The 14,020-nt window shown below is 59.5% G+C and carries 16 protein-coding genes; 13 read left to right on the forward strand and 3 right to left on the reverse strand.

What is annotated here, in order from left to right; translation table 11 throughout:
- Nucleotides 1-9: 9 nt before the first annotated feature.
- Nucleotides 10-480 carry a type II secretion system protein N gene (locus tag LKR43_RS04430; RefSeq protein WP_227682650.1) on the reverse strand — a complete coding sequence of 157 codons (471 nt, stop codon included), beginning with the start codon at nt 478-480 and terminating at the stop codon, nt 10-12.
- Between the two features lie 101 nt (nt 481-581).
- Here LKR43_RS04430 and gspG point away from each other — a divergent pair, with 101 nt between their 5' ends.
- Genes gspG through gspF form a run of 11 tightly spaced genes read left to right on the forward strand, consistent with a single transcriptional unit; the run spans nt 582 to nt 10,884 of the window.
- Entirely contained in the window at nt 582-1,028 is a 447-nt protein-coding gene (gene gspG / locus LKR43_RS04435) for a type II secretion system major pseudopilin GspG (protein ID WP_227682820.1), read from the forward strand.
- A gap of 4 nt (nt 1,029-1,032) precedes the next feature.
- The gene (locus tag LKR43_RS04440; RefSeq protein WP_227682651.1) at nt 1,033-1,551 is read left to right on the forward strand and encodes a prepilin-type N-terminal cleavage/methylation domain-containing protein; all 519 of its coding nucleotides are present in this window, start codon (nt 1,033-1,035) and stop codon (nt 1,549-1,551) included.
- On the forward strand, nt 1,548-1,919 hold the full coding sequence (gene gspI / locus LKR43_RS04445; protein WP_227682652.1) for a type II secretion system minor pseudopilin GspI: 372 nt from the start codon (nt 1,548-1,550) through the stop codon (nt 1,917-1,919). The genes LKR43_RS04440 and gspI overlap by 4 nt, the downstream gene beginning before the upstream one ends.
- Nucleotides 1,920-1,930: 11 nt before the next feature.
- Nucleotides 1,931-2,566: a type II secretion system protein J gene (locus LKR43_RS04450; RefSeq protein WP_227682653.1), complete on the forward strand. Its 636-nt coding sequence runs from the start codon at nt 1,931-1,933 to the stop codon at nt 2,564-2,566.
- An 8-nt stretch (nt 2,567-2,574) separates the two neighbouring features.
- The gene (gene gspK / locus LKR43_RS04455; protein ID WP_227682654.1) at nt 2,575-3,486 is read left to right on the forward strand and encodes a type II secretion system minor pseudopilin GspK; all 912 of its coding nucleotides are present in this window, start codon (nt 2,575-2,577) and stop codon (nt 3,484-3,486) included.
- A complete protein-coding gene (gspL, locus tag LKR43_RS04460; RefSeq protein ID WP_227682655.1) occupies nt 3,487-4,512 on the forward strand; it encodes a type II secretion system protein GspL in 1,026 nt (341 codons plus the stop codon).
- Nucleotides 4,509-5,102: a type II secretion system protein GspM gene (gspM, locus tag LKR43_RS04465; RefSeq protein WP_227682656.1), complete on the forward strand. Its 594-nt coding sequence runs from the start codon at nt 4,509-4,511 to the stop codon at nt 5,100-5,102. Before gspL ends, gspM begins: the two co-directional genes overlap by 4 nt.
- Nucleotides 5,099-5,854: a type II secretion system protein N gene (gene gspN / locus LKR43_RS04470; RefSeq protein ID WP_227682657.1), complete on the forward strand. Its 756-nt coding sequence runs from the start codon at nt 5,099-5,101 to the stop codon at nt 5,852-5,854. Before gspM ends, gspN begins: the two co-directional genes overlap by 4 nt.
- A 32-nt stretch (nt 5,855-5,886) precedes the next feature.
- Nucleotides 5,887-8,244, forward strand: a complete 2,358-nt coding sequence (gene gspD / locus LKR43_RS04475) for a type II secretion system secretin GspD (protein ID WP_227682658.1) — start codon at nt 5,887-5,889, stop codon at nt 8,242-8,244.
- Nucleotides 8,241-9,662, forward strand: coding sequence for a type II secretion system ATPase GspE (gene gspE / locus LKR43_RS04480; RefSeq protein ID WP_227682659.1), 1,422 nt, complete (start codon nt 8,241-8,243; stop codon nt 9,660-9,662). The genes gspD and gspE overlap by 4 nt, the downstream gene beginning before the upstream one ends.
- Nucleotides 9,663-9,675: 13 nt before the next feature.
- A complete protein-coding gene (gene gspF / locus LKR43_RS04485) occupies nt 9,676-10,884 on the forward strand; it encodes a type II secretion system inner membrane protein GspF (RefSeq protein ID WP_227682660.1) in 1,209 nt (402 codons plus the stop codon).
- A gap of 46 nt (nt 10,885-10,930) precedes the next feature.
- On the opposite strand, the gene LKR43_RS04490 is transcribed toward gspF, so the two are convergent.
- Nucleotides 10,931-12,061 (reverse strand): formylglycine-generating enzyme family protein, encoded by a 1,131-nt coding sequence (locus tag LKR43_RS04490; protein WP_227682661.1) that lies wholly within the window; start codon nt 12,059-12,061, stop codon nt 10,931-10,933.
- Between the two features lie 152 nt (nt 12,062-12,213).
- Here LKR43_RS04490 and LKR43_RS04495 point away from each other — a divergent pair, with 152 nt between their 5' ends.
- Nucleotides 12,214-13,110, forward strand: a complete 897-nt coding sequence (locus LKR43_RS04495) for a spermidine synthase (RefSeq protein WP_227682662.1) — start codon at nt 12,214-12,216, stop codon at nt 13,108-13,110.
- An 8-nt stretch (nt 13,111-13,118) separates the two neighbouring features.
- Here LKR43_RS04495 and LKR43_RS04500 read toward each other — a convergent pair whose 3' ends face one another.
- Nucleotides 13,119-13,406: an acylphosphatase gene (locus tag LKR43_RS04500; protein WP_255675966.1), complete on the reverse strand. Its 288-nt coding sequence runs from the start codon at nt 13,404-13,406 to the stop codon at nt 13,119-13,121.
- 159 nt (nt 13,407-13,565) lie between these two features.
- Here LKR43_RS04500 and LKR43_RS04505 point away from each other — a divergent pair, with 159 nt between their 5' ends.
- Nucleotides 13,566-13,991, forward strand: coding sequence for a universal stress protein (locus tag LKR43_RS04505; protein ID WP_227682663.1), 426 nt, complete (start codon nt 13,566-13,568; stop codon nt 13,989-13,991).
- Nucleotides 13,992-14,020: the final 29 nt, after the last annotated feature.

Here is a 14,020-nt window from a genome sequence, read left to right on the forward strand (position 1 = left end):
ACCGTGCAATCAGCGCTTGTCGGCCGTTGTGGCTTCAGTAACCGGAATAAAGCCCTGGATCAGGTTCGTGGGGTTATCCTGCATCGCAACTTGCTCGATGACGCCGTCCTGATCGATGGAGACACCATTGGCTGTGACTGCAGCCAAGGTGACACCTGGGGCCAGCGACTGCCCCACCCGATACGCCTGGGCCGGGCTGCCGTTGACCGACAGCAAGGCCGCCGCGCGCCCGCCGTTACTCCAGATAACTCCGGTGACCACAACAGGAACCCGCAAGGCATTGCCGCCAAACCAGCCGGCTACCCTGCCCGTATCCTGGCCCGCGGCTGTGCCGGCGTCGAGCATGGGTGGCGGTTGCGTCGGGACTGGTGCGAGCAACAGAGCTGCCCATACACCTATGCCGACCGTCAGCGTTGCGATTGCCAGGCCTCGCACCACACCAGGACCATCAGGCCGGGTTAATGCTGCGAGGTTGCCCATAGTTGCTCCATATTCATAATTTTGTCGCTTGCAAACCAAGCGGATGATTCTAAAATGTTCTAAAAAATAACAATTGTCAATTTTTAGTACGGAGAAGTGTCCTGATTCCAGCACGTATTATCCAGCAAACCGCAGCCAGCCGTCAGTCGGGTTTCTCGCTAATTGAAATCATGGTGGTGGTGGTCATCATGGGCATCATGGCCGCACTCATCGTTCCCAATGTTATGGACAGGCCGGATCAGGCACGCGCTGTCGCTGCACGCCAGGACATCGGTGCCCTGATGCAGGCGCTGAAGCTTTACAGGCTGGATAATGGTCGCTACCCCACTGCCGAACAGGGACTGGAAGCCCTGGTTGGCAAGTCGCCGGCTGCTCAGGCAGCGGGCACGCGCTCGTATATGGATCGCCTGCCCAATGACCCCTGGGGCACACCCTATCAATACCTTAATCCGGGCGTACACGGAGAAATCGACGTCTTTTCACTGGGCGCCGACGGTCGCACCGGAGGAGAAGGCAGCGACGCTGATATCGGCTCTTGGGCCAGGTAGTCTCATGGTCAATCCCGCTTCGCAGCCAGGCTTGGCCCGGCAACAGGGTTTTACTTTGATCGAGGTATTGATTGTCCTGCTTATCATAGGCATTGCAACAACCACGATCAGCGTGGCTGCGTTCTCTGATACGGATTCCCTGGCATTGCGAAAGGATGGGCAGCGTCTTGCGCAGCTGTTCACACTTGCTCAATCCGAAGCACGCAGGGCGGGCAGTCCGGTTATATGGCTACATGACCAGCAAGGCTACCGCTTTGTGCAAGCGCCACGCAAGCTGTTCCTGCCCGCAGGCATGAACCGCGAGCAAGGCCTGCTGCAGGCCACGGATTTTCCCGACAGCAGCCCGCTGCGCCCGCGTGACTGGACGCCGGACAACGCTATCGAAGTCAGCGTTCATCCTCAGGGAGCTGCCGAATTCAACACCGAATGGATCTCTGGCCCTCAGGTCGTGGAACTGCACGATGGCACGCATACCGTTCGCCTGGTGCGCCAGGGCAATGGTCAATACGAGGCCTTGCCATGAACCGTTCCATAGTTCAGGAAGGCTTTACCTTGATCGAAGTTCTGATTGCCCTGGCGATTGTCAGTATTGCACTGGCAGCCACCATACGCGCCCTGGGTGTCAGCGCCAGCGGAGCGCAAAGCATGCAGGAACGCACGCTGGCCTTGCAGGCCGCAGAGAACAGGCTGGCCGAACTGCGACTGCTGCGGGCTTTTCCTGCGCCAGGCCGCAGCAGCGAGCCTTGCCCCCAGGGCCCGCTGGCCTTGGTTTGCGAGCAGCAATTCCAGACCACGGTGAACGGAAATTTCCGGTTGGCGACCGTGCGCGTACGCTTGGCCCAGGGGCCTGTTCTGGCCGAGCTTAACGGCTTGCTGTCTTCATTGCCATGACGCGCGGGTCCATGATTCAGCAGGGATTTACGCTGATCGAAGTCATGATCGCGCTCGCGCTTATGGCATTGCTCAGCATCATCTCGTGGCAGGCGCTGGATCTTGTTGAAAGATCGAACCGGCGTCTGAACGCCAGCGCCAATGACACGCTGGCGCTGATGCGAATCATGGGCCAGCTTGAAAGCGATATTGCCCACCATGCCACAGCGGCCATCCTGCCCCAGGCTGGCGTGCCCCCGGCCACTGACACCCCTGACACGGAGCAGGCACCCGTCACGGGCAAACCAGCCTCACCCGCAAGTACCCTGCTCCCACCGGGCATACATTGGAGTGCGCCAGTGCTCACGGTATTGCGCTCTGCAGGCAATGGCGCCTGGCAGCAGGTCGTTTGGGGGCAGATCGATGACTCACTGCATCGTGCAGTCGGACCTGCTTCAACCACCCTGCCCTTGCCTCAGGCGGCGGCAAGTGAAATGGTACTCGACCAGGTTCAAAGCTTTTCGGTACGGGCCTGGATACCAGGCCATGGCTGGGCGGCACCCGACAGCACCGTGAGCCAGCAAGCAGCGACGGGGCTGGAGCTCGCCATCGTTCGCAGGCACAAGGACGTCGCCGAGACTTACCGCAAAGTGGTGTTGCTGCCATGAGGAAGCTGATGCGTCGTCATGCCACGGGCAAGTGTTCTGCACCACAGCGTGGTGTCGCCATCATTGGCGCTCTGGTGGTCGTCGCCGCGGCATCGGTTGCGGCTGCGACCATAATGGAAAGACAGGCCTTGCTTGCCGAAACCCTGACGGGTGAGCGTGATCGCGTACAGGCCCGATGGTTGCTGCGCGGTGGGCTGGACTGGTCGCGCATCATATTGTTCAACGATGCTCGCCGCAATCCCGTTACCCGTAACGGCGCCGTCTGGTCACAGCCCATAGAGGGACTGGAAGTGAGCACGCCGGGCGACGAACGCAAAGCTTATTTCTCGGGCCAGATCGAAGACGAGCAAGGCAAGTTCAATCTCTGGACCCTCGCAGTCAACGGCAATGTGCAAATCAGCGAGCTGGCCGCTTTGGAAACACTGCTGAGCGGGCTCGGCCTTCCGGCCGGACTGGCTGGCGCCATTGCGCGGCGGGTCGCAGAATCCCAGGCCGGCCCAAATGGCACGAATACAGCACCCGCACTACGCACTCTGGGAGACTTGCTGGTGATCGAAGACATGACACCCGCTATCGTTGATATCGTAAGCGCCTATCTGACCATCCTGCCGCAAAAGACCAGTATCAATGCCAATACGGCCAGTGCCGAAGTGCTCAGCGCAGTCGTACCCGGCCTGCAGCTGGGCGAAGCGCGCGATCTGGTCGAAGAACGTGACAGCGGAATCTGGTTCAACAATCGTGCTGATTTTTTCAACCGCCTGGCCAAGCCCGAGATCCGCCCGGGAAATCAAATAGGGGTAAATAGCGAGTGGTTCAAAGTGACCGGGCAAGTTACGCTGGGACTAACGGTGACCGACCTCCAGGCTTTGCTGCACCGCCAGGGCAATCAGCCACCTTCCATACGCTGGACAATAAATTAAATGAAGAGCCGACTGCGCCTGGCCTTGCCGCCCCTGACCCTGGTCGCGCCTGACGCCGTGGTGGCGTTTGCGCTGCTTGACCGGAATGGTCAGATACTACGATCCGGCCAGCTGCCGCTGGACCAGATCGCGCAGGCGATGCCCGCCGACCACGTACAGGCCATTCTTCACCCGGGCGATGCTATCGTTATCGACACCGTCCTTCCACCCTTGCCCGCCAAGCGACTTGCAGAAGCCGTTCAGTCCAGCGTGGAACCCATGGCGCTCACCGATGTGGCTGACCTGTGTATTGCGCATGGGCCGCGTGCTGCCGACGGCAGCGTCTGCATTGCCTGGACCGACCGGTCTGCCCTCCTTAAAGCCTGGAGCCAGCTTGAAGCGCTCGGGCTGCGTATCAAGGCCCTGGTTCCATTTTCCCTTGCAGTTCCGGCAAACGATCCGCATCCCGATCAAACACTGCAGCTTCCTGCAAACCAGCGTTGGCAAACACCGTTGCCTGGCTGGTCACTGGCACAGGCAGAATGGCGTCCGGTATCCACGGACAAGCGTTGGCGCAGTTCGGTTTTATGGTTGGCGGCGGCCGCTGTGTTATGGCTGGCAGGCTTGCAGATTTACGCAAGTCAGCTGCGTAACGAAGTCGATACACTCACTGCATCGACCGAAGCAGCCGTACGTGCTGCTTTTCCGTCCATCACCGTCATTCTTGATCCCGTCAAGCAGGCACGCAATCAACTGGACATGCTGCGTCAGGCGGGCGGCGAAGCCAGCGACGACGAATTCATGCCTCTCGCCCTGGGCGCTGCGCAGGTACTGGGTTTCGCTGAGGGCCATGTCGCTGCACTTGAATACGAGCAAGGCAACCTGACGCTCGTTCTTACGGAAGGCTATACCCCGCCCTCGAACGAAGCGGCACTGCACCAGGCAGCGGCTGCGCAGTCGCTGTTGCTGGCCAAGGATGATCAGGCCGCACATACCTGGCATATTCGTCATGCCATTGTGCCTTCCTCCGGAAAGGAGCAACCATGAGCGCCCGCTATCCCGTCCCCGGCAATTTGCCAGGCACTTGGCGCCGGCAGATCGATACCGTCGGGCAACAGCTGAACTCATGGTGGCGCCTGCGCAATCAGCGCGAGCAAAGACTGCTGCAGGTCGGCGGTATCTTCCTCGTTGCCTTCCTTATCTGGACAATCGGACTGCAGCCCGCGGTCAAGTCTATCCGGGAGTCAAGCGCGCAGCTGCCTCAACGGCACGCCGATGCGGCGCAGGTTCATGCCTACATTCTTGAAGCCCGGGCGCTGCAGCGCCGGCATGCCGGGACCATCGATCCTGCGCAGCTTACCGAGGCCTTGCAATCCAGCCTGCTGCGCGCCGGTCTTGACGATGTCGCGACGCTGACTACCGTGGACGAAGACGGGGAAACAACCCGTCAGTGGGAGCTCAGCCTGTTCAATGCCAGCGCCGTCAGCGTCATGGAGTGGTTGTCCGAGGTGCCCTATCTGCTGCGGCTTCAGACACCTGCCATTACACTGGAACGCGCCAGTGTCGACGGACGTGACCGCCCCGGGCATGTTTCGGGACGTGTGCTTGTCAGCCTGCCTGAAAAGGATCAGCCATGAGTACGGGGCGCCTTGGATTGCTCATTGCTGCACTGGCCGCCCTGGCTTGTGCGGCTGCGCTTCTGGTATTGCCGGCCCGTTGGCTCATGGCAGTCGTGCCTGGCCACTGGCCCCTGACCGTCGTCGATGCCAGCGGCACGATTTGGTCGGGCAGCGCCACAGTCGCACTCGGTACAAAAGAACACCAGCGTACCGTTTCTGCCCCATTACGCTGGGAAACTTCCTGGTCGCGAGGCCCAAAACTTACTGTTCATCATCCATGGCTGGGAGGGCCTCTGGCCCTGACGCCAGCCTGGCTGGGTCTGGGCGTATCCGGACAAACCTTGCAGTTGCCTGCGGCTGCGCTGGCAACGCTTGATGCGCGTATTGCCGCGGTCGATCCCGGAGGCACCTTGTCAATCAAATGGCCGGCCAGCGTCATCGGTCGTGCCCACAGGCCCGACGGGACAACGCTGCTTGAAGCGCATTGGCGCGATGCCGCCTCTGCATTGACGCCTATAAGCCCCTTGGGAGATTATGCGCTGGTGCTCAAGCAGAAAGGCCCGGACAACGTGAATGTCACGCTCAGTACCCGGGAAGGCGTGTTACGGCTCGACGGCCATGGCGTACTCAACCGGAAGCAAGGCTTTCAGTTCGACGGTACGGCGCAGGCCGATCCTTCGGCCAGTGCAAATGACCAGGTCGCGCTACGCGACGTCCTGGCAGCACTGGGACCCCAACGGAACAATCAAACGCTATTGCGATTCCGCTAATGCATATTAAGAACAGGTTTATCGATTCGGTTATGAGAAATCCAGCGCAAACTGAGCGTCGCAGCCATCACACCAGACCAGTGCTGTCGACCTTGTTTCTTGCAATGATCGTAGCTGGCTGCGCCACCCCGGAACCCATTGACAATGGTCCGTCGCAATTCGTGGTGCATACTTCATCCAGCGAAGGTTGGCGTCAGGAACCCGCAGCCAGGCCGGTGCCGCCCGAACCCCGGCCCCGCACGCGAAGACTGTCATCGAGCACGGAAACCGCCAGCGCCAGTGATACCCGCTCACACAGTGATGCCACATCAGAAGCATCCGGCAGCAATACCATGCTCAACTTTGTCAACGCGGATCTGCAAGGCGTCGTGCGTGCGCTGGCACGTTTCACCGGGCACAATTTTGTGGTCGACCCGCGCGTCAAAGGTAAACTGACACTCGTTTCGGAAGCTCCGGTGGATCAGGACACCGCCTATGCGATGCTGCTGAGCGCACTGCGCATGCAGGGCTTTGCCGTTGTCGATGTCGACGGCGTAAGCCGCGTCGTTCCTGAAGCAGACGCCAAGTTGTTGGGAGCCCCGGTCGCAAGCCCTCAACAATCGGGCAGCCAGTATGGCGGCGAACTCATTACCCGGGTGTTCCCATTAAAGTTTGAAAATGCGGTCAATCTGGTGCCCATATTGCGCCCCATGATCGCGCCCAACAATACGATCAACGCCTACGCGGGCAACAATACACTGGTCATTACCGACTACGCCGACAACCTTGACCGCATTGCACAGGTTATTGCCGGCATCGACACGGCACAATCCCTGAACACTGATGTGGTGCCCATACATTATGGTGTGGCGCTCGACGTTGCGGCTCTGGCCAACCAGCTGCTCGGCAACAACTCCGGCAACCCGGCCAACATGCAGGCGACCGTGGTTGCCGATCCACGAAGCAATTCCGTCTTGCTGCGCGCCAACACGCCTGCCCAGCTGGACGTTGCACGTGATCTGATCGAACGTATCGACAGTCCGGAAACCAAAAGCGGGAACCTGCATGTGGTTTACCTGCGAAACGCCCAGGCTACCCGCTTGGCCGATGTGCTGCGCGGCGTGCTCAGCGGTCAGGATGGCAATGACGAAACATCGGGCGATATGTTCAACAGTCTGTCGGACGGCGCCGGCGGAATCCTCTCGGGCAATAACCCTGGCGCGCTCAACACTGCCATGAATTCGACAACAGGTACTGCCGCGGCCGGCAACCTGTCATCGAATGCCCTGGGAGGGTCATCGGGCAATCTGGGTGGCTCTGGTAACAGCATGCGAACCAAAGCATTTACTGCGGGTGGCGCAACAATACAGGCCGATCCGGCCACCAATACCCTGATTATCTCGGCTCCGCCGCCGCTTTACCGCAGTTTGCGGGAAGTCATCGATCAGCTTGATCAGCGCCGCGCCCAGGTGCTGGTTGAAAGTCTGATAGTCGAAGTCAGCACCGACAAAGCCGCCGAGTTTGGCATTCAATGGATGGCGGGTGGCGACAGCATCACAAACGGCGGCACCTCGTTTATTGGAGGTTCTAATTATGGTGGCAGCGGCATCAGCAGGAACGGCGTGACCACGATCGACGCCCTGGCCCAGGGCTTGAGCCTGGGTGTCGTCAAGGGAACCGTCAATGTTCTGGGTACTGAAATCCTGAATTTAAGCGTGCTGGCCCGTGCGCTGCAGACCAATGGCGATGCCAATGTATTGTCCACTCCAAACCTGATGACCCTGGATAACGAAGAGGCCAGCATCATCGTCGGACGCACTGTACCCTTTGTGACCGGGCAGTACACAACCTCGGCCGACGGAGCGAGCAACCCGTTCCAGACGGTCGCCCGAGAGGACGTCGGCCTCACACTGCGCATACGGCCACAGATCTCCGAAGGAGGTACGGTCAAGATGTCGCTCTACCAGGAGGTAAGCAGCATCGACGAGGCGGCCTCCAACGTAAGAGGCGGGCTGATCACACGCAAGCGGGCACTGGAAACCAACGTCCTGGTTGATGACGGGCAAATCATCGTGCTGGGAGGCTTGCTGGAAGACCGGATCAACGACAGTACCAGCTCCGTTCCTGTCCTGGGCGACATTCCCGTGCTGGGCAATTTGTTCCGCTATGACAAACGCAGTCGTGCCAAGACCAATCTGATGGTCTTCCTGCGCCCTCATATTGTTCGCAATGCCCGCGACGGCGCCAGCCTGACACTCGATCGCTATAACTACATGCGTGCGGCGCAGTCCGGCTTGCCGGCGCGTTCCACTTGGTTCTCGCCCGACGCCGCCACCCAGCAGTTGCCTGAAGTCATTCGTGATCCGGGCACCGGCCTGCTGGATTTGCGCGATCCACCAGGCACGCTATGACGGCCCGGCTACCTTATGCCTGGGCGCGCGCGCACCGGGCCCTGATCCAGACTGGGCCTGCGGGCGCGGTCCTTGCCACGACCGCCAGTACGCCGGCCTGGGCACTGGCAGAGATCCGGCGCCTGCACGGTCAGCTTCCGGCAAAGTCAGTCAGCGAATCCGAACTCGATACGCTGCTGGCTGCAGCGTATGCCCAGACCGGTGATGCGGCAGCCGTGGTAGACGCGGCTGCCAACGAGATTGATCTGGATCGGCTGATGCAGGATATTCCCGAAATTGAAGACCTGCTCGAGGCCCACGACGACGCGCCCGTGATACGCATGATCAACGCCCTGTTTACCCAGGCGGTACGGGACGGTGCCAGCGATATACACCTGGAAGTCTTTGAAACGCATTCTGTGGTGCGTTACAGGGTGGACGGAACCTTGCGTGACATCGTCAACCCCCGGCGTGCCCTGCACAATGCCCTGGTGTCCCGGATCAAGATCATGGCCAGCCTGGACATTGCCGAAAAACGCCTGCCGCAAGACGGGCGTATCGCCCTGCGTGTCGGCGGCCGGCCGATTGACGTACGCGTCTCGACCCTGCCTACCGGCCACGGTGAACGAGCCGTGCTGCGCCTGCTGGACAAGGAAGCCGGTCGCCTTGAGCTTGAGCGCCTGGGAATGGACACGCCTGTGCTGGCCAGGCTTGATGCACTCATCCGCCAACCGCACGGCATCGTGCTGGTAACAGGCCCCACCGGCAGCGGAAAAAGCACCACGCTATACGCTGCACTCGGCAGGCTGGATGCCGGCACCACCAATATTCTGACTGTGGAAGATCCTATTGAGTACGACCTGCCCGGCATAGGTCAGACACAGGTCAATTCCCGCATCGAACTGAGCTTCGCGACTGCCCTGCGCGCCATTTTGCGTCAGGATCCCGACGTGATCATGATAGGCGAGATCCGCGACCTGGAAACCGCGCAGATAGCTGTCCAGGCCTCGCTCACCGGCCACCTGGTGCTCGCTACGCTGCATACCAACGATGCCGTATCGGCCGTCACCCGCCTGACAGACATGGGCGTGGAGCCTTTTTTGCTGGCCTCTACGCTGCAAGGTGTACTGGCCCAGCGTCTGATTCGCAAGCTTTGTCCGCATTGCAAGTCCGTTCATCCGGACGGAACCAGTGCCTGGCATGCCGGAGGATGCGAGCGCTGCAGTCATACCGGCTATATGGGCCGCACCGGCGTACATGAGTTGTTTGTCCTGGACGACAGCACACGTGCCCTGATACACGAAGATGCCGGTGAGCAGACACTGCGTCGGGCCGCCCAGCAGGCGGGCATGCGCAGCCTGCGTCAGGATGGCGAACGCTGGGTTCAACAAGGCGTAACCACACGGGAAGAAATGGCCCGTGTAACGCGTGACACCTGATTTTCGGAAGCCGATGCCTACCTATCAATACGAAGCCTCAAACGCCGCCGGACACGTGGAGCGTGGTCTGGTGGATGCGGATACCGAACGCAATGCAAGGCAAATATTGCGCACTCGCGGTTTGTTGCCCTTGTCGTTGAAGGATACCGGAGGACGCAGCAAGGGCGACCAACTGTTCAGAAGCAAGCGCATCAGCGATGCAGACCTGGGTTGGCTTACGCGCCAACTGGCCAGCTTGCTCGCCGCACGCCTGCCCCTGGAAGCGGCATTGAGCGCCACCCTGGAGCAGGCCGAGCGACAGCACGTTGCCCACGCGCTCGCGGCCGTCAGGGCTGACATTCGTGCAGGACACCGTCTGGGTGAGGCACTGGCGGCACGACCTCGTGACTTCCCGCCCATCTATCGCGCGCTGGTGGATGCCGGTGAGCAATCCGGCGACTTATCTCAGGTAATGGAAAAGCTGGCTGACTACATTGAGAACCGGGGGGCCTTGCGCAACAAGATTCTCACCGCTTTCATCTACCCCATTATCGTTTCGGTAGTTTCCATAGGCATTGTGATTTTTCTGCTGAGCTATGTCGTCCCGCAGGTAGTGGGCGCGTTCAACCAGACTCATCAGACCCTTCCCCTGCTGACCCGCATGATGCTCGCAGCCAGCGGGTTCGTGCAAGACTGGGGCATGCTCACCGCCATGATCATGGTACTGGCATTTGCCTTGTGGCGCTGGCGCTTGCGCAATCCCGATGCGCGCCTGGCCTGGCATGCACGTGTGCTGCGTCTGCCTTTGCTGGGACGCTATGTGCTGGGCGTGAATACGGCGCGATATGCGGCAACGCTGGGCATACTGACCAGCAGCGGCGTGCCATTGCTGGCGGCGCTCGAGGCTTCTCGGAGAACCCTGGGCAATGACAAGCTGCGCCTGGCCGTCGACGAGGCCACGCGGCATGTGCGTGAAGGCAGTCCCCTGGCTCCGGCCCTTGCGGCACAAAAAATCTTCCCTCCCCTGCTGATACATCTGATTGGCAGCGGCGAACGCACTGGTGAACTGCCCGCCATGCTGGAGCGCGCGGCGAGAACACTTTCCGCAGAACTGGAACGCCGCGCCATGACCATGACGGCCCTGCTCGAACCGCTGATGATATTGGTCATGGGAGGAATCGTCCTGCTCATTGTGCTGGCCGTGATGATGCCGATTATTGAAATCAATCAAATGATTCAATAAGCCCCGTTAGCCGATCCAATTGCCAGTTTGTACGGAATGGCGTCGGCTACCTGATCACAGGAGTATCCTGAACCAGCCTGAAACCCAGGTGTGACATCGGACTGTAAGGATCCGAACTGCGCCTGGCGCTGGGCCGGTACGACAGACAATACGATTCATTGCACAGGAACGATCCGCCCCGTATGACACGCTTGGGAGCACCAACCGGTACGCCGGGCTCACTGGGATCAAATGACTCGGCCGGACCTTGCGGATTGTCTATCGGTTTCTTGCCCTTGCTTGCCTGCATGGCGAAATAGTCGAATCTGTACCAGTCGGCCACCCATTGCCAGGCGTTTCCTGTCATGTCATGCAGGCCGTAACCATTTGGAGGGAATGTTCCCGCCGATACTGTACCGATGGCGCCTCCGGCCTTGGGGCTGACCACCGGAAACGCCTGCTGTGCGGTATCCCAGTAATTTGCCAGCATCTGTCCGTCTGGTGTCAGTTCATTGCCCCATGTGTAGGTGGCCTGCTCCAGGCCGCCACGTGCAGCGTATTCCCACTCGGCTTCCGTGGGCAGACGCTTGCCCGCCCATTTTGCATAAGCCTGTACATCGACATAGCTGACTTGCACGACCGGATGATCGCCCTTGCCTTCTATCGAACTGCCAGGGCCTTGCGGGTGACGCCAGCTGGCACCCGGCACATAACGCCACCACTGCGAATAGTCGGTAAGGTCGACGGGCTTATCGGTACCCACGAAAACCATCGCACCAGGCAGCAGTACGCTGTCGGGCGGCTTGGGTATGCCTGGCGGCAATTGCACACGTATGGTTTCCCAGTCTGGCTTTTGCTCGGCCGTGGTGACATACCCGGTTTCTTCCACGAAACGGGCGAACTGATCGTTGGTGATGTGGGTGACGTCCATCCAGAACCCATGTACTTTGACCGGGTGGGTTGGGCGTTCATTGGCCTGAGCCAGCTTGCTGTCACTGCCCATCAGGAAGACACCGCCCGGCACCCATGCCATACCTTCAGGCGTGTTCACACCATCGCCCAGAATAACGACAGGCTCTGTAGCAACTTGCTGCGAAGGCCAGTTCAGCCAGGCAGCGGCTGCGCCTGCAGTAACAAGCCCGGCAAATGCAACACCAGTCAGGAGCAGGCGGCGGCGTGGCAGTTTGGCTAAGCGCATGGTGTTTCTCACGAGTATTGCCTGGGGGCCTTGGCACCGTAGCAATTGTTTGCCCTGTGCCAGCATTTACGGATTATCAAAATGTAAAAAAATAGTAGCAGATTACACCCGGTACAACATAATGGATAATGCCTGCTATGGTGAAAATTCCGATGCGTCGACGCTCCCTCGTGCTTCTGCTTGCCGGCGGGCTCGCCGCCGTCTGCAGTGCCCTGCTGCTCTACTGGCGGGCAAATGCTCCGGAAACACGGCTCATCCATACCGAACCTTCCGAATATGCACCCGTGGTAGTGCTTGAGGAATACGGCCTGCGTTGCATGGACTTCAACACCATTGAAGACGGCGGTCGGCAATCCTGCATGGACCTAAGCGATCCTGACAGAATGGTATTTGGCTATACCCGCATGATGACCGCTGCGCTGCTGGTCAAACCCGACGTGCGCAATGTGCTGATCGTGGGACTGGGTGGCGCGACCTTGCCGGTGGCGCTGGGCAAGATACTGCCCAATGCCACAATAGACAGCATCGAGATAGATCCCGCAGTCGCACGGGTTGCAGAGCGCTATTTTGGCTATCGGCAAGGACCGCGCCAGCGCTTGTTCATTGAAGACGGCCGCGCCTTTGTAGAGCGGGCGCGTAAGGAAGGCGAACAGTACGACATGGTCATGCTGGACGCCTTCGACACCGACTACATACCTGCCCACCTGCTTACCCGCGAGTTCTTCGAAGAGGTATATGCCATTCTTGCGCCGGACGGCGTATTGGTGGCCAACTCATTTACCGTCAGCACCATGTATGCGCGGGAATCGGCCACCTACGCCGCCGTGTTCGGCGACTTTTTCAATCTGCGGGCCCGGAGCCAGAGAACACATGCCAATCGGGTCGTCATTGCCAGGCGAGGTCCTTTGCCGGATATCGACACACTGCAGCAAAACGCAGCCCGGATGGCGGCCAGGCTTGCGCCTTTCGGGATACACGCCGAGGAGATGCTGGAATTATTCTCACGCGAGCGCGACTGGCCGCCGAATGCGGCCATACTGAGGGATTGAGCAGCGGGCTATATCGCCTCGAAGCGATCGAAATACCGTTCAGTGTGGTGTTCCTGGTGTTCCACTGCATCGACCCGAGCCTGTGCGGGGCCGTGATGCAACCACGAAAGCATGCGGTCCACGTGGTCGTGAGGGCCTTGCAACAGGGCTTGCACAGTGCCATCATCCAGGTTACGTACCCAGCCACGCACACCCTGCAGATGTGCATGGCGCACGGTAGCCATCCGAAAGCCCACGCCCTGAACACGGCCGCTGACCGTTACGAGTATGGTTTCAACGTTGTGCTTGTCATGCAGAGTTTTAATCGTTGCTCTCCTGAATCTTGATAATTATCATGATGTCCCGTGACGAAACCGGTAATATAAAGTCAAAGTGGCCGCAGCACGATAGCTGCCCGCAACGGCTGTGTCAAAATCAACGGGCATTTACCATTTACTTAACAACGGGGGATTTTCATGAAAACCATTCTAGTACCGGTAGACGGATCCGAATCCGCACTGCGTGCTGTTCAGGCCGCCATTAAAGCAGCCCAGGATATGAATGGCGCCAACTTGTACCTTATTACTGTGCAAGCGCCAATTATTTCGGGCAATGTAACCCGCTTTTTTTCGGCGGAAGACATCCAGAGCTACTACCAGGACGAAGGCATCAATGCCATGCTTCCTGCCAAAACGCTGCTCGACGAGTCGGGGCTGCCCTACAACAGCGAAGTTGTCGTAGGCCCGGTCGCCAAAACCATTGTCGAGTACGCCAAAGACAAAAACTGCGATTTCATCATCATGGGCACGCGCGGCCTGGGTTCGATCACAGGCATGGTGCTGGGCTCTATTGCCACTAAGGTACTGAGCCTTACCGACGTACCCGTGACACTGGTGAAATAAGCCTTGATTTTCAGGGTGCGGCGCCTGTC

The organism is Pusillimonas sp. MFBS29, from assembly GCF_020687695.1.
In the GTDB taxonomy this organism is placed as follows: Bacteria; Pseudomonadota; Gammaproteobacteria; order Burkholderiales; family Burkholderiaceae_B; genus Pusillimonas_C.